This window comes from Flavobacterium sp. AC105 (assembly GCF_979258495.1).
This window is the reverse complement of the sequence record NZ_OZ409860.1, coordinates 1,263,195-1,285,978: the sequence shown is the minus strand read 5'-3', so window position 1 is coordinate 1,285,978 and position 22,784 is coordinate 1,263,195. Positions and strand designations below refer to the sequence as shown.

The following is a 22,784-nucleotide window of genomic DNA, read 5'->3' as shown; positions in this document are numbered from 1 at the left end:
ATATAAAAAATGGAAAATTTACATAATCCTGACGGAACAAAACGTGAAGTATTAACTGGAATGTTTTCAGATCGCGATAGTATAGAAAGAGCGTATGGCAATCTAAATGAAAGAGGTTATACAAAAGATGAAATCAATCTTATAATGTCAGATGATACTCGAAAAAAATATTATTCTGACAAAGATGATCATTCAGAATTAGGAACAAAAGCAGCCGAAACTGCTGGAACTGGTTCTGCAATTGGAGGAACAATTGGTGCAATTGTAGGTGTTGTTGCTGCTTTAGGAACTAGTCTTGTTATTCCTGGATTAGGATTAATTATCGCTGGTCCATTAGCAGCAGGATTAGCCGGTGCTGGTGCCGGAGGAATTACAGGCGGTTTAATTGGTGCTTTAGTAGGATCTGGAATTCCTGAAGACAGAGCTAAAGTTTATGAAGACGGAATTAAAAATGGTCACGTAGTTCTAGGCGTTCACCCACGTAATAACGAAGATGCTGAATATCTTGAACAGCAATGGCAAGCAAATAATGGTGTGAATATTTACCGTTAATCTATTTCTTTTTCAAAAAAACCACAACAAAATTAATTCTGTTGTGGTTTTTATTTTAAACTGAAAACTGAGACTGAAAACTAAATTCTACCAGGGAATCGGATTATAATCTTTAAGAAATTTTCCGCACCAATGTTTTCCAGTATTTATTCCGTCAAACAAAGGATCCATAACACGTGCTGCGCCATCAACAATATCAAGTGGCGGCTGAAAATCTTCTAATTCCTGTTTCTTTTTTGCCAATTCAGCAGGATCTTCATCGGTTACCCAGCCTGTATCAACCGCATTCATAAAAATTCCGTGTTTTGCCAAAGTTCCTGACGAAGTATGCGTTAACATATTTAGAGCTGCTTTTGCCATATTTGTATGCGGATGACGATCTTCCTTGAAAAAACGGTGAAATTTTCCTTCCATCGCAGAAACATTAATAATGTGCTTTTGTCCTGTATTGTCTTTCTTCATCACTTCTGAAAGTCGGTTGCATAAAACAAAAGGCGCAACAGAATTTACCAATTGTACTTCGATCATTTCCGTCGTTTCTATTTGTCCTAAACGCAAACGCCAACTGTTTGTTTTTCGTAAATCGACTTGCTGTAAATCGGCGTCAAGTTCACCTTCCGGAAAAACTTCATTTGCTACCAAAGCATTATCAAAAGAATACGGAATTTGAGATAATTGTGCCGAAGCCCGCAAACCAATTCCAGGTTCTGGTCCATGCCATGTTACGGGCATATTTTCATTTGAAGAAGCTCCAGACGTTAAAACTTTTAATTCATCAAGGCAATTCAGATGATCCAATAATAATTCCTGTGCTTTTTTTGGAAGTAAATGAATTGGAAGTTCTTCATTTTCCATTAAATGGGAATAAAATCCTGCCGGACGTCTCACTGTTTGTGCAGCATTATTGATCAGAATATCCAATCGTTCGTACTTTTGCTCAATAAAGTTGCAAAAAATCTCCACACTCGGAATATGTCTTAAATCTAATCCGTGAATTTTCAAACGATGTCCCCATTCCATAAAATCTTCTTCCTTAGCAAAACGCAAAGCAGAATCTACCGGAAATCGGGTTGTAGCAATAACAGTTGCACCGCCACGCAAAAGCATCAAAGTAATATGATATCCAATTTTTAATCGCGAACCGGTGATAACAGCAATTTGTCCTTTAACATCTGCCGTTTGAAAACGTTTGGCATAATTAAAATCGCCACAATCCGTACACATAGTATCATAAAAGTGATGCATTTTCGTAAACTCTGTTTTACAAACGTAGCAATTTCTTGGTGTTTCAAGTTCTAATTGTTCTTTGTGTGCAAGATCATTAAAAGCTAATAATTTAGGCGCCACAAATATACTCGCTTCACGCGCGTGCCTAATTCCGGTTTCTTTGCGCGCGGTTTTGTCTTTCTTTTCCTTTTTACGTTTAGTAGCTTGCATTCCGTCTTTTACCCTTCTTGAAAATTCATTTCGGTCAGGTCTCGAAAACATTCCTGCTTCTTTTATCAGAGCAATTCGCTGCTCTTTCGGAATATCAAATATTTGATCTGTATTTGTATTTAATTGCGCCAAAATAGCAATACATTGATTAATTTCTTCTGGAGTTATGATCCTATTTGCTTCTATTTCTTCATTCAACATTATAAAAAACGTATTACTTTAAATTTAAAAATCAGTAAATATAGTCTTTTGAAGTGTTACTATCCGAAAGTCAAAAATCATAAAGCCTTCTCTTTTGATTTCTAAACTTTGACTTAGACTATTATCTTATTATCTTCGCACTTACTTGTACCAATTTCTATGTTATTTCAAATAAAATCTTATCTAAAATTCCTTTGGAATTCTAAAAACGAACACGGCGTGCATTCGCCATTTGTTTTTAATTTATTGACAAAAAGTTTTTACGATAACAAACCAAAACCTGAATATTCGATTTTAAGAAAATATCGAAAATCATTACTTCAAAACAAGAATTTCATTAATGTAACTGATTTTGGTGCTGGCTCAAAAGTCTTTAAATCAAACAGAAGGCAAATTTCCAAAATAGCAAAAACGGCAGGAATTTCTCCAAAACGTGCCGAATTATTATTTAGGGTTGCTAATTATTTTCAGCCAAAAAATATTCTGGAAATAGGAACATCACTTGGTTTAGCGACTTCTGCCCTTGCCTTAGGAAATCCCCAAGCAAAAGTAATTACGTTAGAAGGCTGTCCGGAAACAGCAAATGTGGCCCAAAATAACCTGAATAATTTTGATTGCAAAAATGTTGATTCGGTTATAACCGAATTTGAAAACTTTTTAGTTTCCGAAAATCTGCAAGCGATAGATTATGATTTGATTTATTTTGACGGCAATCATTCTAAAAAAGCGACTTTAGTTTATTTTGATCTTTTATTACCAACAATTACAAATAATGCTGTCTGGATTTTTGATGACATACATTGGTCTCCGGAAATGGAAGAAGCTTGGGAAAACATTAAAAACCATCCAAAAGTTACGGTAACAATTGATACATTTCAATGGGGATTTGTCTTTTTTAGATACGAGCAGGAAAAAGAACATTTTGTAATTAGGGCATAAAAAAAATGACAATCATTTCTGATTGTCATTTTTTTATTTAAAGATATCTCGAAATCTATTTTTTTAACTTCTTATTTTCTTTAGATTTTGAACCCATTAATAGGCTTCACTTCTTTCCAAATTTTCAAAATTTAACTTGAACAATGAAGCGAACGGGATTCTATTATTGTAGATAATCTATTCTAAATTCAGACATAATATCTGACAAAAAAAGATGTTTTATCAGATGTTTTTTTATCTTTGAAATTCATTTTTTTTAGTAAAGATAGCTTTATCTTTGAACCTTTAGAAAAACGAAACTCATTATGGAACAGAAAATTCATCAGGGAAGAAACGTAAAACGCTTCAGAGAAATGCTTGGCATCAAACAAGAAGCACTAGCTTATGATTTGGGAGAAGACTGGAACCAGAAGAAAATTTCTATACTGGAACAAAAAGATATAATTGAAGAAAGCCTACTGAAACAAATCTCTAACTCTATGAAAATTCCTCTTGAAGCTTTTCAAAATTTTGATCAAGATCAGGCATTAAATATTATTGCTAATACTTTTAGTGATAGTACATTAATAATTAATAACTATAATCCAATTGAAAAGATTATTCAATTGCATGAAGAAAAAATTGCATTATATGAGCGTATGCTGAAAGAGAAAGATGAAATGATGACAAAGCTTGAAAAACTAATTAGCAAATAATTGAGTAAGATGCTCAAACCATAAAAAAAGGCGATCATTTCTGATCGCCTTTTTCATACTAATTCAATTTTAAATAATTATTTTTTAGCTGCTGCAGTTTCTTCAGATTTTGCACCCATTCTGTTTAAAGTATACATTGGAGCAAATTTCAATTTCAAACCAGCAATTTTTCTGTTATCTTCAGCTGTAAGACCTTCTTTTTCAACCGTATTTTTTCGGCTGTCAAGTGCTTCATACATTAATTTTACTTCATCCCAGTCTTCTCTGGTATATTTATCTTTGTTATCTTCTACAGTATGAACAAATTGTTGATAAACACTATGGATGTTTTTAGCATTCACCCAGTCAAAATTCATGTCTTCACCAATTTTTCCTTCACCAAATAACGCATTTCTTAATTGTTGTTTTGGGCTTGGAGCTGGCGGCGGCGGCGGGGCTAAAACAGCGCTCATTTCAGTTTTAAATGCTTCGTATTTTGTTTTGCTTGTATTTATTTTCTCAGTAGCTGCCGTATTATCTTTAAGATCTGCAAGCGCAAGTTGAGCATTTTCGGCTCTTCTGTTATACTCAGCGTCAACATCTTTCCAATCTGCTTTCAAATCGTCAGCTTTGACATTTTTAACCGAATCTACGTAAGCTACATAAGAGTCGATTGTTTTTTGAGCTTTCTCTTGTTTCTCATCTTTACACGATGTAAAGCTTAATGCAATTAATGCAATTCCCGATAATAATTGTATGTTCTTCATAATTCTGATATTTAATATTACATAACAAATATAGTTAAAAATTTAAATAATCATATATTATTAGCAAAAATTTAATATTTATATTGAAAATAATTTAATAAAAAACGAAAAATATGATAATTATATAAAAACAATTTAAAATCATATAACAACTTTTTAAATCAATATAATATACTCTTATACGATACTGAATTCGGATAAAAATCAACATTCGCAAATGACTTATTATTGTAACAAAAATCAATTTCCGGCTACTTATCGTTTATTGAAAAGTGTTTTGTACTTTTAAATCCAAAATTGTAAAACGAAATGGCAAATCCATTAATTAAAATAACCAACATTAAACGAGATTTTGTACTAGGCAACGAAATCGTTTATGTGTTAAAAGGAATTGATTTAGAAATTAACAAAGGCGAATATGTTGCTTTAATGGGACCTTCAGGATCCGGAAAATCAACTTTAATGAATTTATTGGGTTGTCTGGATACGCCAACTTCCGGACATTATGTTTTAAACGGCAAAGATGTCAGCCAAATGAAAGATGATGAATTGGCAGGCATTAGAAATAAAGAAATCGGATTTGTGTTTCAAACCTTTAATCTTTTACCCAGAACTACCGCGTTAGACAATGTAGCATTACCAATGATTTATGCCGGATATTCAAAATCAGATCGTAATGCAAGAGCTGTCGAAGTATTGAATCAGGTAAATTTGGGCGACAGAATGGATCACCAGCCCAACCAGCTTTCCGGAGGACAACGTCAGCGTGTGGCAATTGCCCGTGCTTTGGTCAATAAACCTTCGATTATATTGGCCGATGAACCAACGGGAAACTTAGACAGTAAAACTTCTGTAGAAATTATGAAACTCTTTGGAGACATTCACGCATTAGGAAACACTGTAATTCTGGTAACGCACGAAGAAGATATTGCTGCTTATGCTCATCGCGTAATCCGTTTGCGAGATGGTTTGATTGAAAGTGACACTACGAAATAGTTTAAATGTTTATTTGGTTAATCGTTTAATCGCAAAGGAAACTTAGAATCTCAGCATCTCAGAACCTTAGCAACTCAGAAAAAAATGAAAGTATATACAAAAACCGGCGATAAAGGAACCACAGCTCTTTTTGGCGGCACGCGCGTTCCTAAAGATCACATTCGAATTGACAGTTACGGAACCGTTGATGAATTGAACTCATATATAGGTCTTATTCGTGATCAGGAAATGGATGCACATTATAAAACTATTTTAATCGAAATTCAGGATCGCTTATTTACTGTAGGCGCTATTTTGGCAACTCCGGCAGAAAAAGAAGTTTTGAAAAATGGTGAACTCCGATTGAAAAATCTCGGAATTATTGATTCTGATATCGAATTATTAGAAAATGAAATTGACAAAATGGAAGAAAGTCTTCCGCAAATGACTCATTTTGTTTTACCTGGAGGACATCCAACTGTGTCACATTGTCATATAGCGCGCTGTATTTGTCGACGTGCAGAGCGTCTGGCAGTTCATTTGAGCCATAATGAGCATGTGCCTGAAATAGCAATCAAGTACTTAAACCGACTTTCTGACTACCTTTTTGTCTTGGCACGGAAGTTGTCGTCTGACTTAAAAGCGGATGAAGTGAAATGGATTCCGAGGAAGTAAAGAGTTTACAGTCGCAGTCACAGTTTTACACTGAAAAGCGAATTCTTGAAAAGAAAGTAAAGAGTCGCAGTTTTTTAGTTTTAAATTGTAAACTGGCATTGAAAACGAATAATTCAAAAAGAAGTAAACAGTCGCAATTTTTCAGTTTTCATACTGCAAACTGGCACCGAAAACTGAATACTAATAGAGACGTTCTTAAATTTTATTAAAATAAATCAAAATTTACTTGTCTTTTTCAGTAAAAAATTTATTTTTGCACAAACTAAACAGATAACAGATGTATTGGACATTAGAATTAGCATCTTATTTAAGTGATGCGCCATGGCCTGCTAACAAAGACGAACTTATTGACTACGCTATTAGAGCTGGTGCTCCATTAGAAGTAGTAGAAAACCTTCAGTCGATTGAAGATGAAGGGGAGATATATGAATCAATGGAAGAAATTTGGCCTGATTATCCAACAGACGAAGATTATCTTTGGAATGAGGATGAATATTAAAAAATAAACCAAAGAAAAAAGTCTCATCACCGAGGCTTTTTTTTTGGTTCAAATACACATTTATATAAAAAAGAAATACAATAAATCATGAGTTTCATAAACAGTATAATTAAAGTCTTTGTAGGTGATAAATCACAGAAAGATGTCAAGGCTTTACAACCGTATTTAAACAAAATTAAAACATTCGAAACCAGCTTAATGAGTTTGTCACACGACGAACTAAGAGCTAGGACCGCATATTTTAAACAAAAAATAAAAGACGCAAGAGCTGATAAAGATGCTAAAATTGCTTCGCTTAAAGCGGAAGTAGAAAACATCGAAGACATCGACAAAAGAGAAGATCTTTATGATGCTATTGATGCTCTTGAAAAAGAAGCTTACGAAATTTCAGAAAAAACTTTAATGGAAATTCTTCCTGAAGCATTTTCTGTAGTTAAAGAAACAGCACGTCGTTTTAAAGACAATTCTTTTATTGAAGTTACTGCAACTCCAAAAGACCGCGAACTTTCGGCTACCAAAACATACATCACTATAGAAGGTGACAAAGCAACATGGGCTAATAAATGGAATGCCGCTGGTAAAGAAATTACCTGGGACATGATTCATTATGATGTTCAGTTAATTGGTGGTATGGTTTTGCACGAAGGTAAAGTTGCCGAAATGCAAACAGGTGAAGGTAAAACTTTGGTGGCTACACTTCCGCTTTACTTAAACGCTTTAACCGGAAACGGTGTTCACTTAGTAACGGTGAATGACTACTTGGCAAAACGTGATAGTACATGGAAAGCGCCTTTATTCGAATTTCACGGTTTAACTGTTGATTGTATCGATAATCACCAGCCAAGTACAGAACAAAGAAAAAAAGCATACGACGCAGATATCACTTACGGAACCAATAATGAATTTGGTTTTGACTACTTAAGAGATAACATGGCACATTCGCCAGGCGATTTAGTGCAGAGAAAACACAATTATGCCATTGTCGATGAGGTCGATTCTGTATTAATTGATGATGCAAGAACACCACTTATTATTTCAGGGCCAGTTCCTCAGGGTGACCGTCATGAATTTAACGAGTTGAAACCAAAAATCGAAAACCTAGTATCTCAACAACGTCAATTAGCAAACGGATTTTTATCTGATGCTAAAAAATTAATCAAAGAAGGAAACACTAAAGAAGGTGGCTTCTTATTGTTAAGAGCTTACAGAAGTTTACCTAGAAATAAAGCATTAATTAAATTTTTGAGTGAAGAAGGAGTTAAACAATTGCTTCAAAAAACCGAAAATCAATACATGCAGGATAACAATCGCGAAATGCATAAAGTGGATGAAGCTTTGTATTTTGTAATTGAAGAAAAAAACAATCAGGTTGAATTGACTGATAATGGTATTCAATACCTTTCTGGAGACACTGATCCTGACTTTTTCGTACTTCCGGATATCGGAACTGAAATTGCAGCTATCGAAAAACAAAAATTAGATAAAGATGCTGAAGCGGAAGCAAGAGAAAGATTATTCCAGGATTTTGGCGTAAAAAGCGAGCGTATTCACACCTTGACTCAACTTTTAAAAGCATACGCTTTATTCGAAAAAGATGTAGAATATGTGATCATGGATAACAAAATTATGATTGTCGATGAGCAAACTGGTCGTATCATGGATGGTCGTCGTTATTCTGACGGATTACACCAGGCGATTGAAGCTAAAGAAAATGTAAAAATCGAAGCTGCTACACAAACTTTTGCAACGGTTACATTACAGAATTACTTTAGAATGTACAGTAAATTAGGTGGTATGACAGGTACAGCGGTTACAGAAGCTGGAGAGTTATGGCAGATTTATAAATTAGATGTTGTTGAAATTCCAACCAATCGCCCGATTTCAAGACAAGACAAAGAAGATTATATCTACAAAACGACACGTGAGAAATTCAACGCTGTAATTGAAGATGTTACTGAATTATCAAACGCAGGAAGACCAGTATTGATTGGAACAACTTCTGTAGAGATTTCAGAATTATTAAGCCGAATGTTGAAAATGAGAGGCGTTGCACATAACGTTTTGAATGCTAAAATGCACAAACAAGAGGCACAAATCGTTGAAGAAGCAGGAAAAGCCGGAGTTGTAACTATTGCAACAAACATGGCTGGTCGTGGTACCGATATTAAATTATCTCCAGAAGTAAAAGCTGCCGGAGGTTTAGCAATCGTGGGTACAGAACGTCATGATTCTCGTCGTGTAGACAGACAGTTACGTGGTCGTGCAGGACGTCAGGGAGATCCTGGAAGTTCTCAATTTTATGTTTCTCTTGAAGATAACCTAATGCGTTTATTTGGTTCTGAAAGAGTTGCTAAAGTTATGGACAGAATGGGATTACAGGAAGGTGAAGTGATTCAGCATTCTATGATGACTAAATCTATCGAACGTGCTCAGAAAAAAGTAGAAGAAAACAACTTTGGTGTTCGTAAACGTTTATTAGAATATGATGACGTTATGAACTCGCAACGTGAAGTAGTTTACAAACGCCGTCGTCACGCTTTATTTGGTGAGCGTTTGAAACTTGATATTGCGAACATGCTTTATGATACTTGCGAATTAATCGTAAGCCAAAACAAAGCAGCAAATGATTTCAAAACTTTCGAATTTGATTTAATCCGTTATTTCTCTATAACTTCTCCAATTTCAGAAGCGGATTTTGGAAGATTATCTGATATTGAAATCACAGGAAAAATATACAAAGAAACTTTAGCGTTCTATACAGAGAAAACCGAAAGAAGCGCAAGAGAAGCTTTCCCAATCATTAGAGGAGTTTACGAAGAACCAAACAATCATTTTGAGCGTATTGTAGTTCCGTTTACTGACGGAATCAAAACGTTGAATGTTGTTACAGATTTGAAAAAAGCTTACGATAGCGAAGGTGCTCAGTTAATTGCTGATTTCGAGAAAAACATCACACTTTCTATTGTTGATGAAGCCTGGAAAAAACATTTACGTAAAATGGACGAATTGAAACAATCAGTTCAATTAGCCGTTCATGAACAAAAAGATCCATTGCTTATCTACAAATTAGAAGCTTTTAATTTGTTTAGAGGAATGTTAGACAACGTAAACAAAGAAGTTATTTCATTCTTGTTTAAAGGTGATTTACCAGCTCAAAACGTAACATCTGAAATTCACGAAGCAAGAGAAGTTCGTCAAAAAGAAAACTTCAAATTAAGCAAAGACGAAATTGTAAACAGCGAAGATATTAATCGTGAAGCTGGAGAAACACAACAACGTCAGGTTACAGAAACCATTGTGAGAGATATGCCAAAAATCAACCGTAATGATACTGTAACAGTTCAGGAAGTTGCAACCGGCAGAACTGAAGAAATGAAATTTAAAAAAGCAGAAACTTTAATCGCTTCAGGTGCTTGGGTTCTTGTTAAATAAGTTAAATTATTTTTTTTAATAACCCGATAGATTTAAAACTGTCGGGTTAATTTTTATAATGATTCAAGAAAGTCATTTAAATAAAAAATATTGTATATTTGTAAAGCTAAAACTACTTAAAATGACAGCGATTTTAAATTTATTTAAAAAATCCGAATCAAAAGATACTGGATTAAGGGGAACCGCAGAAGGTAGGTTATATGTTGATAAAAAAGTATTTTATAATCGTACAGAAGTACGAGAAGCTATAAAAAATCTTAAAAAATCTACCGTTATAAAAGGACAAATAGAAGCAAATAGAATTTAAATATGATGCCATACAATCTACTATTACTTCCTGTAATTGTTGGCTATTTTATTTTAATATACTCTCATTACTTCAGGTATAATACCCAGAGACTAACTCAAAACAGAATTATTTTTGAATCTGTTTCAGTAGCCTTAATTATCTTAACCTTTGGATTTTTACTTAGAACGATAATTGAGTATTTCTTTCCAAAACTAACAAGTTATTTAATTTTAGAATTGAAAATTATCCCTATAAATAAGGTTGATTATTTATGGACAATAGTTTTTTCTTGTCTAACCTCAATTATTCTGGTTTTAATAACTAATGCATATTTACTTTGGAAATTTAAAAAATCTCAACTTATCGGCTGGGCAGTAGATAAAAATGGGGATGAATTGGAAAAACTTTTTAAAAAATCTGTAAACGAAGCTTCGTTTATTCAAATAACATTAAAAAATGACAAAGTGTATATTGGCTATTCAGAAATAATACCAATTCCACAAAAAACAAATTATCTTACTCTTACACCAATATTAAGTGGTTATAGAGATGATAAAAAACAACTTCACATTACGACAGACTACTTTTCGGTTATCGATGATTTTTTAAATGGGCTTGACAATGAAGAATCAGTTACTCTAAATACTGATGTAATTATAAAACAGGATGAAATTTTAACTGCTGGTATTTATGAACAAGCAATTTTTGATAAATTTAATGCTCCTAAACCAAAATCTCAAAAGCCAACAAAGACAAAAAGCAATTAAAAAAGTAAATGTCATTTCTTTTTGCAAAAAATCTAATATTTATTCTTTCTAAATCGAATAAACTGTACTTTTGCAATCGAAACAACGAATAAAGCTTTGAAGCAATTTTTTATCATATTTCTTTCTTGTATGCTTTTAGTGCCATCATTTGGCAGTTTCTTTGTTTATACCTCATTCAAATTAAATCAGGAAGAAATTTCGAAAACTATTTGTGTTCAGCGAAAAATGGTTTTTAATAGTTGTAACGGTCGATGCGAACTTCAAAAAAGTTTAAAAAAGTATTCCGACAACGAAAAAAGAATGCAAAACAATCTGAAAGAAAAAGCAGAAGTTGTTTACATTCAAAATACATTTACACCTAATTTCAAATTAGTAACCGCTATCGAATCTGCGGCAGAACTTTTTGCCTCTTTCGACGAGAAACCAATCTCGGTTTCAAACTCTACTTTTCACCCTCCATCCTATTTTATATAAATTTTAGTCACAATTCAATTCAAAATTGAAATGTTTTTTCTTGGCTTAAGCCAAAGAATATCGGTTACTTTTTAAAATTTATATAATTTAAAATGAAAAAAATATACTTTACCCTATTGATAATGGGGCAATGTGTCTTAGCACAAAACAAAGTGGAAAAAGATACTACAAAATCTCAAGAACTGGAAAACGTTTTTGTAACTGCCAATCGTACAGCAACTTTACGAAAAGAAACTCCTGTAGCTATTAGCAAAATAACAGCTAAAACTATTAATGAAACCAAAGCAACTGCCGTTTACGAAATCATAAACAAAACGCCCGGAGTTTTAATGGTCAACTTAGGAAACGAACAGCATATGATGTCGATTCGTCAGCCTATGACAACGAATGCTTATTATTTGTACCTGGAAGATGGTTTGCCAATTCGCCCAATGGGAATCTTTAATCACAATGCTTTATTAGAAATTAATCAATATAATTTACAAAGTATTGAAGTTGTAAAAGGACCTGTTTCTTCTCTTTACGGACCAGAAGCTGTTGGCGGAACGATCAATTTAATTTCGCTAAAGCCACCTGTTGACCCTGAATTTAAATTTGGTATTCAGGCAGATAATTATGGCTATCACAGATTTCAGGCTGCCGGTGGCGCCACAATTGGGAAAGTTGGTTTTCATATTGCCGGGATTTCAAGTTTGCAGGAAAACGGCTGGATGACGTATTCTGATTATAATAAAGACAATCTAAATGCCAGAATCGATTATAATATTTCGCCTTCTACCCGATTGATTAGTAATACGATGTACGGAAAATATTATTCGGATATGAGCGGAACAGTTGACGAGCAAGCTTTTAAAAACAGAACCTACAAAAGTACAACCGATTTTACTTATAGAAAATCTGACGCTTTAAGAACCCGCTTAACATTAGAACACGACTGGAACAGCAATTCAAGCAGTTATATTACAGCTTATTTACGTGATAATAAACTAGGACAAAATCCATCATACGGAATAAAATGGAGCCCGACTGTAAATCCTACAACTGCAAAAGGCGAAGTAAATTCGAATAATTTTAAAAGTTATGGCGCTATTGGCCAGCATACTCAAAAATTCGATTTTTTGAATACTAAACTGGTTGCCGGAGCATTATACGATTATTCGCCGGTTACATATTGGGCGTATGTGATTGATTTAAAAGCCAATTTAAATCCGGGAGAAGCAGGAAAACAAACTGTAGATTCTTATGAAATTATTGCAGAACATCCGGATTCAAAATTAGCCGATTATACTGCTGATATTTTCAATACTGCCGGATATGCACAATTAAGTTTTAATCCGATAGAAAAATTAATTATCACTGTTGGAGGTCGTTATGATAATATGAAAGTCAATTATGATAATGCTTTGGATAATTCTACAGGAAGCAAAGTTTATGACAAAGTGACTTTTAAAGCCGGTGCAAATTACAATCCGTTTGAGTTTGCTGGTTTTTATGGCAATTATTCTCAGGGTTTTGCACCTCCGGGAATCACTTCAATTTTCAGGACCAAACCTGGAACTGGCGGAACAACCGGCGTTCCTGCTGATTTTTATTATAATCTTGAACCGGCAACTTTCAACAATTACGAAGTTGGCGGATGGCTTTCTTTCCTTCAAAGCAAATTAAATTTTGATTATGCTTTTTATTATATGGAAGGAAAAAATGAGTTATTAAACATTAAACTTCCTGATAATTCTACAGATTATCGTTCGGCTGGTGAAACGCGTCATAAAGGAATTGAGTTTGGAGCTTCATACAAACCTTCAAAACAATTTAACTTTCGTCTTGGCGGAACTTATGCGCAACATACTTATATCGACTTTAAACTTTCTGACAAACCAAGCGATCCCGTTCAGGATTTAAACGGAAAAGAAATGCCTTCAGCACCAAAATGGTCCGGAAACTCTGAGGTAAGTTATTATCCAAATTGGCTTCCAAACCTAAGGACTTCTGTAGAATGGCAGCTTGTAGGAAGTTATTATCAGGATCAGATTAATACGGTAAAATATGGTGGGTACAATATATTCAACGCAAGAGTTGGTTATCAATGGAAAAGAATTGAAATTTACGGAAACGTACTTAATTTAACAGATAAATTATACGCATATAATGTTTCGAGAGCCAATACCACAAACGCTCAACCAACCTATACAGCGGCAGCGCCAAGAACTTTTGTATTTGGAATACAGTACAATTTTTCATTAAAAAAATAATATTTAGCCACAGATTAAAGGATTAGCACAGATTAAAAAATCAAATTAATTCTTTAATCTGTGGCTAAAAAAACATTAGACAAATCATAAGAATACAGATATGAGCAAAGAAATAAATAGAGAAAAAAAATCTAAGAAAAAAGATTCTAAGTTTGTCAAGAAAATCAAACAGCATATGTACAAATGGCATCGTACAATTGGTTTGATCACGATTATTCCTGTAATTTTCTGGACACTTTCAGGATTGATGCATCCATTTATGGCACATTTTTTTAAACCTGAAATTGCACACGAAAAATTAGAATCTCAAACTATTGACAAAACTCAATTGCACTTTTCGATTCAGGAAGTTTTACAAAAAAACGAAATCAGCCAATTCAAAAATTTCCGAATCGTATCTTTTAACAACACCATTTATTATCAGGTAAAAACGATTTTTGGTCAGCTGCTCTATTTTGATACTTCGAATGCAAAAAAATTGGAAGATGGAGATCAAAAGTATGCTGAATGGCTGTCACGATATTTTCTAGATGACCAGAAAAGTGCTGTGAAAAAGAGTGAAGTTGTAACTGAATTCACCTCTCAATACAAATATGTAAACCGTTATTTGCCTGTTTACAAAATAAGTTTTGATCGTCCGGATGCGATGCAGGTTTATGTAGAAACTTCTTCGAGCAAACTGGCAACTTATAATCCTACTTCAAGACAAGCATTTATTTGGTTTTTTGATACTTTTCATAATTGGTCGTTTATAGATGCTATTACCAACAATAGTATCCGAATCATAACTATGATTTTCTTGTTATCGATTATTGGGTTTTCTGCCTTGAGCGGAATCTTAATTTATGGTTTATTGTGGAAACAATTCAAAAAAACTGATAGTTTAGCGCCTAAAAAAGGGCTTAGAAAATACCATCGCCAAATTGGGATCTGGGTTTCACTTTTTACTTTGACTTTTGCTTTTAGCGGTGCATTTCATGCTACAACAAAATGGACGCCGTACACATTATCGCAAATGGTTTACGAACCTACTTTTAAAACTCAGGAAATTTCGATAGCGAATAATACTTTGAATTTAGACTGGACCCGTTTTCAAAATGCAGGCATTATCACTTTAAACGACACAACTTATTTCCGTTGTCAATTGCTTCAAAAAGAAAAGTTCAAAACTTCGAAAACAGATTCTAATTCAAAATGGAACAAAAAAGATGATCCAAAATCTGAGGTAATTTATATTAATGCAGCAACTAATAAAATTACACCAAATATTGATCTTCAATATGCGGAATTTCTGGCGTATTATTTTACAGATGGAGCTCCAAAAGCAGCTTGTTGCGAAATGGTAGAAAGTTCTGACGAACCGGAAACATCATTAGAAAATGTAAAATTATTAGAATCAAAAGTTTTAACAGATTTTAATAGCCGCGAATATGGTTTCGTCAACAAAAGATTACCAGTAGTAAAATTGACATATGACACTCCGGAGAAAACGACCTATTTTATAGAAACTGCTACTTCAAGATTGGCAGCTGTGGTTAAAAATTCGGATATGGTCGAAGGTTATTCGTTTGCTATTTTGCATAAATTCTTATTTATGGATTGGGCAGGAAAAAACATCCGTGATCTAACTATGGTTTTGGCTGCTTTGACCATTCTGGTTGTTAGTATTCTTGGTTTTATTTTGTTTCTGAAAAAGTAATAATATTGTCAAATCGAGCGGAGTCGGGATTCTTTGAATTCATAAGGGTTTCGACTCCGCTCAACCTGACAAAGTAATATCAAGTTTCTAAGTTTTTTTTTCTTAGCAGCTTAGTAACTTAGTCCCTTAGAAACTTTTTTTACATATATTTGATTGCATTTAATCATCTAACTAAAATTGAGAAAGAATCTTCGTCTTTTATCTCCCTTAATCTGGACAATCTGTTTTAGTTATTTTTTTGTCTTAATGATTAAGATTACCTGGCAATATATCCCTTTTCATGAGAACATTGCTTTTCTTCAGATAAAACAAACCGAAGTAGAAAAAATCCCATATTATATTCCCTTTTTTTACACACATGTATATTCTGCTATTTTTGTTTTATTAGCCGGATTTTTTCAGTTGAATGCTGCTTTTTTAAAAAGGTTTCCCGAAGCACATAGAAACATTGGTAAATTTTATGTTGTTACAGTTCTTTTTCTAAGTGCGCCTTCGGGATTTTTTATTGGTCTTTTTGCAAATGGCGGACTTTACTCCCAAATATCTTTTGTCAGCTTATCTGTTTTGTGGTTTTATTTTACATTTAAAGGTTTTACGGCCATTAAAAGCAAAAATATCCCAAAACATAAGGCATTTATGATGCGAAGTTTTGCACTGACTTTTTCTGCTGTAACATTGCGCTTTTGGAAGGTGATTCTTGTATATTTGTTTCACCCTGCACCTATGGATGTCTATCAGATAATTGCCTGGCTAGGCTGGATTCCGAATTTATTAATCGCTGAATATTATCTTTATAACCAATTAAAAAAATGAAAAACCTTTTTTATTTATTGTTATCCATATTGCTTTTTTCTTGTAATTCTAAAGAGAAAAAAAACATAACCAAAAATGCTGATACTATACAACCCGAAGAAATTCATACCAATTTATATGGTTCATGGGTAGGTGATTTTAAAGTATTGGAACGTGATACAACCATGTCAGAATCTGAGATGTATAGTAACAAAATCAATATTGAAATTAAAAAGATAACTGCATCTGAAGTTACAGGACAAAGTATTGTTGCGGGAAATAGCAGACCGCTTAAAGGTAAAATAACTACAGAAGGAAATACAGTTCATTTTATACTTAATGAACCCGGAAATGATAAAAATGATGGTGTTTTTGATTTTGAAATTCAAAACGACACGCTGTTAGTTGGAACCTGGACTGCCAATAATGCAAAAAAAGAAGTTCGTAAAAGAAAATTCGAACTCACCAAAAAAGCTTTTAAATATGATGCTAATTTAATGCTTCCGGAAGAAGGGTTATATGTTGATTATGTCAATACAAAAGAAGAACAAGTAACAGATTCAGAAAGTGATAATCCTGAAGATAGTCAGGAAGAGGTAACTTATATGACAACTGTATACAGAGAGGCATCTGAAAGTATTTTTAAAATAAATTCATCAACCCAAAAGTTAAAAGAATCTGATGTTAAAAATCTAAAGAGACTTGATTTGGAAATTCTTAGAAATACTATTTTTGCCAGACACGGACTTACTTTCAAAACAAAAGCAGTTCGCCAGTTTTTTAATGACGTCGAATGGTATATTCCTGTTTCAGAAAATGTAAACCATGAACTAACACCAGTCGAAAAAGAAAACATTGTTTTGTTAAAACGTTTTGAAAAATATGCCGAAGATACTTATGGTTCCTTTGGAAGATAATTTTTTCGCCACAAATTACACGAATTCTCACGAATTAGATTTAAAATTAAAACAAGGAATTAGTGAAAATTCGTGTAATTCGCGGCAACTTTTTTATCTCGGATTTTCTTCAAAATAACGCGCTTCGATTCGCTTAATATCTTTAATCGAATTTTTAGCCCAGGCCAAACGTTTCTCCAGAATTTCTTCTTCAGACAATTGCCAATTAATATCTGAATTTCTTAATCTGTTTGTCAGGTTTTGAATAATGATTGCGGCCGAAACAGAAATATTTAAACTTTCGGTAAAACCTACCATCGGAATTTTAAGAAAACCATCTGCTTTTTCCAGAATTTCTTCTGATAATCCGTCTCTTTCTGTTCCAAAAAATAAGGCACTTGGTTTCGTAATATCAAAATCTTCCATCAAACAATCATTTTCATGAGGTGTTGTTGCAATGATTTGATAGCCTTGATTTTTCATTGTAGCAATACAATTGGTTACCGAATCGAATTGATTGATATCAACCCATTTTTGGGCGCCCATTGCAATTTCTTTATCAATTTTTTTCCCGTAACGCTGTTCAATAACATTAAGTTCCTGAATTCCAAAAACTTCACAACTGCGCATAACCGCACTTGTATTGTGCATCTGGAAAACATCTTCGACAACAATTGTAAAATGCTTGGTTCGGTTTCCAAGAACTTTAAGGAATTTTTCTTTGCGGTTATCTGTCAATATATTTTCAAGAAAAGCGAGGTAATCTAAATCAATCATTATAAACTTATTTGCAACAAAAATACAGTTTAAATGAAATAGAAAGAAAAATCGATCACTATTTTCGTCTCATTAAGCATTAATAAAACTATTATTTAATTTTTCGTGCAGCATATTTACCTGTACTACATCAATTTGCAAATCTTCATCTTTGTACAAATCACCTGCAAAAACGGCGCTCTCATTTTTAGAATGTTTTTTTAAACGTTCATACATTTTGTCAAGTTCATCAGGCGCATAATCCACATTAATAAAGGATATAAAATTTTCTATTACATTTTTCATTCCTTCATTGTAATTCAGTTTTACAACATTTTGATCTTTGTTATAAAAATTCAAAAATCCCTGAAAATATTTCTCCAAAACCAAAGTTCCATATTGATGAAAACTAATCTCAGAAATCTCTTTAGCAGAAATTCCAAAAATAGCAGACGGTAATAAATTAGGAACCATGTGCATTCCCGTTAATTTTTGATGTGATTTTAAAACCTCAATTGGTTTCCTGTAAAGCAATGCAAATGGTACTTCAGGAAAAATTGATCTTAAATAATCTACGTTGAATATATGCCAGGCATCCAGTTTTATAATAAGGTTCTTTTGTTCAGGAAATCTTTTTTGACCCAAAAATGCTATTACAGCTTTTAAAAGAATACTTTTTTTATCTACACTAAAATTATTGCTTCTTAAAATCTCATCAATAATCGGCGCTTCAGAAATCATTATATTCTCATTAGAAGTTGCCAAAGACTGACTTAACATCGTCGAGCCACATCGCGAAACATGAAATACTAATGATTTTAGCGTTGCCGGAACTATTTCTTCAGACCAATCTATAATATTTTCTGTCGTACTAACTACTTTAATAAACTTCGAGTTATAGGCATGACTTCTAAATTTTGCAATTGTTTCATCAAAAAAAGGATCAGCATATTTTATATCAGACAGATAAATCCATTCAAAATAAACTTCATTATCTTTTTCTACCAACTTATACGGAATCCAATTTGCAAGAGGATGATTTATATTTTCCATTTTTTTGTTTTATTCTGCTAATAAATCTGCTATAATTTTTGCTCCGGCTTCTGATGGATTTCGAGAAAGTTCATCAATAATCTTTTGTTTCATTTCATCTGAATATGGAGCTTCTTGTGGCGAATAATGGATATCAAAACTCATTTGTTCAAATAATCTATCTGACCATTCATTTCTTATACAATCAAGGGTGAGATGAATTCGAGGTTCTGAACTTTTATTTTCTACACTATGCGGAAGCTGAAAATTAGCATACCAGCATTCTCCCATTTGCATCGGAACACGTTTTTTATCCACATAAAAATAAACTTCATCATTAGTTATAATTGGAATGTGAATTCGAAAAAAACCATCTTCATAAGAAGTATCATTGTCTACATGTTCTTTTATTTCACTTCCAGGTCCTAATCGAAGTAATCGTACCGCTTCTTTTTCGCATTCAAACCAATTCATTATTTCTTTAAAATAGGGACAGCAATCCAACAATTCGGTATTTTTATATTCCGTATTAGCAAAAGATGTAATATCATTTACCAAACCAGATTGCGATCTTAAAGAAACGCTTGTCCAATTGCCTTCGTAACGCCCGGTATTAAAATGAGGCGTCCATAACTCATTTTCGCATATTTCGAGTTCTTTTTGCAATTTATCTGTCGAAAATGAAATTGGAAGTTTACTTGCGGAAGGATTCATGTTTAAAGATTAAGTTATTTAAAAATCTGATAAATTATTCATGATAAAATTATACAGTTTATTGGTCGAAAAAACCTCTGTTTCAAAGTCAGTTTTTAAAACTAAATCGGCATTTGACGGAACTTCAAAAACATCACTTATTCCTGTAAAATTATTAATTTTATTTTGGTCGTTATCCTGAAGTAATGCTTTCTTGTACAATCCTTTTGGATCTCTTTTTATGAGATTTTTTATGGCACAATCTAAATATACGGTTCGAACAAATTGATACGTTCTTAATTCATTTCTGAGATTTTCATAAGGATTTATTACTGACATTAAAACGATCGTGTTTTCATCAATAAAATTTTGTCCAACATTAAACAGACGTCTGATATTTTCGCATCTGTCTTCTTTAGAAAACCCTAAATCATTGCAAATTGTTTTTCTGTAAACATCCCCATCAATAATTTCGACTTTATAGCTTTTTTCCATTAGCAAATGCCTAACATTTTGGGCCAATGTTGTTTTACCTGAACCTGATAATCCTGTAAATTGTATCAAAATCATGGAGAATTTTCTTTTGGTTTTTTAATCTTAAAATTAAATAATTTGTAAGAATGAAACAATAAGTATAAATACCCTTTTATTGTTTGCCGAAATCATTATTTTTATCTTTTAATTGAATGAAAATGAAAAAGAAACTTGTTGTTTTAACCGGAGCCGGAATTAGTGCAGAAAGCGGCATTAAAACTTTTCGTGACAGCGATGGTTTATGGGAAGGTCACGATGTTATGGAAGTTGCAACTCCTGAAGGCTGGCGCAAAAACCAGGAATTAGTCCTGGATTTTTACAACAAAAGACGCCAACAGCTTAAAGAAGCTGAACCAAATCCTGGTCATGAAATTTTAGCCGAATTAGAACAGGATTTTGATGTTCATATTATCACGCAAAATGTCGATGATTTGCACGAACGAGCCGGAAGTACAAAAGTTTTGCATTTGCATGGAGAATTACTAAAAGTGCGAAGTGTTCAAAATCGGAATTTAATTTTAGACTGGAAAGAGGATTTATTTACGGGCGATTTAGATGAAAACGGACATCAGTTACGCCCGCATATTGTTTGGTTTGGAGAAGATGTTCCAGCTCTTGAAGAAGCAATTGCTATTACAGAACAAGCTGATTATTTTGCCGTTATAGGGACTTCGTTACAAGTATATCCCGCTGCCGGATTGATATCCTATACGTATAGCATAACGCCGGTTTTTTATATTGATCCAAAACCAATTGCGATTCCCAATATTCAGAATAAAGTTGAAGTAATTGCAAAAGTTGCTTCAGAAGGTGTTGCAGAATTAAGAGATCGACTAAAATCAAGCACAGATTTCACTAATTAAAATAATTTTATAATTCGTGAAAATTAGTGAAATCTGTGTTTCATCTTTTGTCTATTTTAATCCGCAAATTCTGTTTATATTTGCACCTTTCGAACAAACAACATAACAATGACTACTTTAAACGAATTGAATGCTATATCGCCAATCGACGGAAGATATAGAAGTAAAACCCTTTCATTAGCGCCTTTTTTTTCTGAAGAAGCTTTAATAAAATACCGCGTACTAGTTGAAATTGAATACTTTATTGCCTTGTGCGAAGTACCATTACCACAACTTTCAGACGTAAATCCAAACTTATTTGACAGTTTACGCAATATCTATAAAAACTTTTCTACTGAAGATGCACTTTGGATAAAAGAAACAGAGAAAGTAACCAATCACGACGTAAAAGCGGTTGAATACTTTATCAAAGATGCTTTTGAAAAACTAGGTTTATCTCAATATAAAGAGTTCATTCACTTCGGATTAACATCTCAGGATATCAACAATACTGCAATTCCGCTTTCTACAAAAGAAGCTTTTGAGCAGGTTTATATGCCTTCTTTAATTACTTTAATTTCTAAATTAAAAGAATTAAGTGTTGAATGGGCAGCTATTCCAATGTTGGCACGTACGCACGGACAACCGGCTTCTCCTACCCGCTTAGGTAAAGAAATTTTGGTTTTTGTAGAGCGTCTTGAAGAGCAAATGCGTTTGTTGTTCAATATTCCGTTTGCAGCTAAATTTGGTGGTGCAACAGGAAATTACAACGCACATCACGTAGCTTATCCACAAATTGACTGGAAACAATTTGGAAGTAAATTTGTAGAAACTGATCTTGGTTTACACCATTCTTTTCCAACAACCCAAATAGAACATTATGATCATTTTGCTGCATTTTTTGATGCTTTAAAAAGAATCAACAATATCATTATCGACTTAGATCGTGATATTTGGACGTATGTTTCTATGGATTATTTTAAACAAAAAATCAAAGCAGGTGAAATTGGATCATCGGCAATGCCACATAAAGTAAACCCGATTGATTTTGAAAACTCAGAAGGAAATTTAGGAATTGCAAATGCTATTTTTGAACATTTAGCAGCTAAATTACCGGTTTCAAGATTACAACGTGATTTGACTGACAGTACTGTTTTACGTAATATTGGAGTTCCAATGGGACATACTATTATTGCTTTTGAAGCATCACTAAAAGGATTAAATAAATTGCTTTTGAACGAAGCTAAATTTGCTGAAGATTTAGAGAGAAATTGGGCTGTTGTTGCAGAAGCAATTCAGACTATTTTACGCCGTGAAGCATATCCAAATCCATATGAAGCTTTAAAAGGTCTGACAAGAACAAACGAAGCTATAGACAAAAAAGCAATTCACAACTTTATTGCAACTTTAGAAGTTTCTGATGCAGTTAGAGCAGAATTAATAGCTATAACCCCTAGTAATTACACAGGTATTTAAGGAAAACCTAAAATATTTTACCAAAAAAAGCTATCTTTATCGATAGCTTTTTTTATTTCCATATAACCCGATTAGGAGGTTTGTCCAGACTACAATAAAAAGTCCTTTATAAAAACTATATTTTTTTTGCA

The 22,784-nt window shown here is 33.2% G+C and carries 21 protein-coding genes and 1 pseudogene; 16 read left to right on the top strand and 6 right to left on the bottom strand.

Features of this window, described 5'->3' with window-relative positions; genetic code table 11:
* Nucleotides 1-9 precede the first annotated feature (9 nt).
* The gene (locus ACZ0AH_RS05825; protein WP_463474880.1) at nucleotides 10-552 is read left to right on the top strand and encodes a hypothetical protein; all 543 of its coding nucleotides are present in this window, start codon (nucleotides 10-12) and stop codon (nucleotides 550-552) included.
* Between the two features lie 87 nt (nucleotides 553-639).
* On the opposite strand, the gene ACZ0AH_RS05820 is transcribed toward ACZ0AH_RS05825, so the two are convergent.
* Nucleotides 640-2,190, bottom strand: coding sequence for an SDR family oxidoreductase (locus tag ACZ0AH_RS05820; RefSeq protein WP_463474879.1), 1,551 nt, complete (start codon nucleotides 2,188-2,190; stop codon nucleotides 640-642).
* Nucleotides 2,191-2,349: 159 nt separating this feature from the next.
* On the opposite strand from ACZ0AH_RS05820, the gene ACZ0AH_RS05815 reads away from it, so the two are divergent.
* On the top strand, nucleotides 2,350-3,129 hold the full coding sequence (locus ACZ0AH_RS05815) for an O-methyltransferase (RefSeq protein ID WP_463474878.1): 780 nt from the start codon (nucleotides 2,350-2,352) through the stop codon (nucleotides 3,127-3,129).
* Between the two features lie 305 nt (nucleotides 3,130-3,434).
* Entirely contained in the window at nucleotides 3,435-3,824 is a 390-nt protein-coding gene (locus tag ACZ0AH_RS05810) for an XRE family transcriptional regulator (RefSeq protein WP_463474877.1), read from the top strand.
* Between the two features lie 77 nt (nucleotides 3,825-3,901).
* On the opposite strand, the gene ACZ0AH_RS05805 is transcribed toward ACZ0AH_RS05810, so the two are convergent.
* Entirely contained in the window at nucleotides 3,902-4,570 is a 669-nt protein-coding gene (locus tag ACZ0AH_RS05805; protein ID WP_463474876.1) for a DUF6565 domain-containing protein, read from the bottom strand.
* A gap of 309 nt (nucleotides 4,571-4,879) precedes the next feature.
* Here ACZ0AH_RS05805 and ACZ0AH_RS05800 point away from each other — a divergent pair, with 309 nt between their 5' ends.
* From ACZ0AH_RS05800 to ACZ0AH_RS05750, 11 genes are all read left to right on the top strand, one after another.
* Nucleotides 4,880-5,566: an ABC transporter ATP-binding protein gene (locus ACZ0AH_RS05800; RefSeq protein WP_463474875.1), complete on the top strand. Its 687-nt coding sequence runs from the start codon at nucleotides 4,880-4,882 to the stop codon at nucleotides 5,564-5,566.
* Between the two features lie 84 nt (nucleotides 5,567-5,650).
* A complete protein-coding gene (locus ACZ0AH_RS05795; protein ID WP_173970642.1) occupies nucleotides 5,651-6,220 on the top strand; it encodes a cob(I)yrinic acid a,c-diamide adenosyltransferase in 570 nt (189 codons plus the stop codon).
* Between the two features lie 277 nt (nucleotides 6,221-6,497).
* On the top strand, nucleotides 6,498-6,719 hold the full coding sequence (locus ACZ0AH_RS05790; protein ID WP_007138072.1) for a DUF2795 domain-containing protein: 222 nt from the start codon (nucleotides 6,498-6,500) through the stop codon (nucleotides 6,717-6,719).
* Nucleotides 6,720-6,806: 87 nt separating this feature from the next.
* Entirely contained in the window at nucleotides 6,807-10,151 is a 3,345-nt protein-coding gene (secA, locus tag ACZ0AH_RS05785; protein ID WP_463474874.1) for a preprotein translocase subunit SecA, read from the top strand.
* Between the two features lie 121 nt (nucleotides 10,152-10,272).
* Entirely contained in the window at nucleotides 10,273-10,458 is a 186-nt protein-coding gene (locus tag ACZ0AH_RS05780) for a hypothetical protein (RefSeq protein ID WP_463474873.1), read from the top strand.
* Nucleotides 10,459-10,460: 2 nt separating this feature from the next.
* Entirely contained in the window at nucleotides 10,461-11,207 is a 747-nt protein-coding gene (locus tag ACZ0AH_RS05775) for a hypothetical protein (protein ID WP_463474872.1), read from the top strand.
* A gap of 300 nt (nucleotides 11,208-11,507) precedes the next feature.
* The gene (locus ACZ0AH_RS05770; RefSeq protein ID WP_463474871.1) at nucleotides 11,508-11,681 is read left to right on the top strand and encodes a hypothetical protein; all 174 of its coding nucleotides are present in this window, start codon (nucleotides 11,508-11,510) and stop codon (nucleotides 11,679-11,681) included.
* Nucleotides 11,682-11,773: 92 nt separating this feature from the next.
* On the top strand, nucleotides 11,774-13,933 hold the full coding sequence (locus tag ACZ0AH_RS05765; RefSeq protein WP_463474870.1) for a TonB-dependent receptor: 2,160 nt from the start codon (nucleotides 11,774-11,776) through the stop codon (nucleotides 13,931-13,933).
* A gap of 100 nt (nucleotides 13,934-14,033) precedes the next feature.
* Complete coding sequence (locus ACZ0AH_RS05760) at nucleotides 14,034-15,632, top strand: PepSY domain-containing protein (RefSeq protein WP_463474869.1); 1,599 nt, start codon at nucleotides 14,034-14,036, stop codon at nucleotides 15,630-15,632.
* A gap of 177 nt (nucleotides 15,633-15,809) precedes the next feature.
* Nucleotides 15,810-16,445 carry a DUF2306 domain-containing protein gene (locus ACZ0AH_RS05755; protein ID WP_463474868.1) on the top strand — a complete coding sequence of 212 codons (636 nt, stop codon included), beginning with the start codon at nucleotides 15,810-15,812 and terminating at the stop codon, nucleotides 16,443-16,445.
* Nucleotides 16,442-17,341 carry a YARHG domain-containing protein gene (locus ACZ0AH_RS05750; RefSeq protein WP_463474867.1) on the top strand — a complete coding sequence of 300 codons (900 nt, stop codon included), beginning with the start codon at nucleotides 16,442-16,444 and terminating at the stop codon, nucleotides 17,339-17,341. The genes ACZ0AH_RS05755 and ACZ0AH_RS05750 overlap by 4 nt, the downstream gene beginning before the upstream one ends.
* 93 nt (nucleotides 17,342-17,434) lie before the next feature.
* Here ACZ0AH_RS05750 and ACZ0AH_RS05745 read toward each other — a convergent pair whose 3' ends face one another.
* The 4 genes and pseudogenes from ACZ0AH_RS05745 to cysC all read right to left on the bottom strand — a co-directional run.
* Nucleotides 17,435-18,097 (bottom strand): TrmH family RNA methyltransferase, encoded by a 663-nt coding sequence (locus ACZ0AH_RS05745; RefSeq protein WP_463474866.1) that lies wholly within the window; start codon nucleotides 18,095-18,097, stop codon nucleotides 17,435-17,437.
* A gap of 72 nt (nucleotides 18,098-18,169) precedes the next feature.
* The gene (locus ACZ0AH_RS05740; protein ID WP_463474865.1) at nucleotides 18,170-19,129 is read right to left on the bottom strand and encodes a sulfotransferase family protein; all 960 of its coding nucleotides are present in this window, start codon (nucleotides 19,127-19,129) and stop codon (nucleotides 18,170-18,172) included.
* Nucleotides 19,130-19,138: 9 nt separating this feature from the next.
* Nucleotides 19,139-19,822, bottom strand: a complete 684-nt coding sequence (locus tag ACZ0AH_RS05735) for an aspartyl/asparaginyl beta-hydroxylase domain-containing protein (protein ID WP_463474864.1) — start codon at nucleotides 19,820-19,822, stop codon at nucleotides 19,139-19,141.
* Nucleotides 19,823-19,840: 18 nt separating this feature from the next.
* Nucleotides 19,841-20,374, bottom strand: a pseudogene (cysC, locus tag ACZ0AH_RS05730) (adenylyl-sulfate kinase); the annotation flags it as partial.
* A 119-nt stretch (nucleotides 20,375-20,493) separates the two neighbouring features.
* Here cysC and ACZ0AH_RS05725 point away from each other — a divergent pair.
* Both ACZ0AH_RS05725 and purB read left to right on the top strand, forming a co-directional pair.
* Nucleotides 20,494-21,198: an SIR2 family NAD-dependent protein deacylase gene (locus ACZ0AH_RS05725; RefSeq protein WP_463474863.1), complete on the top strand. Its 705-nt coding sequence runs from the start codon at nucleotides 20,494-20,496 to the stop codon at nucleotides 21,196-21,198.
* Nucleotides 21,199-21,306: 108 nt separating this feature from the next.
* Nucleotides 21,307-22,653 (top strand): adenylosuccinate lyase, encoded by a 1,347-nt coding sequence (gene purB / locus ACZ0AH_RS05720; RefSeq protein ID WP_463474862.1) that lies wholly within the window; start codon nucleotides 21,307-21,309, stop codon nucleotides 22,651-22,653.
* The last annotated feature ends 131 nt before the right edge of the window (nucleotides 22,654-22,784 follow it).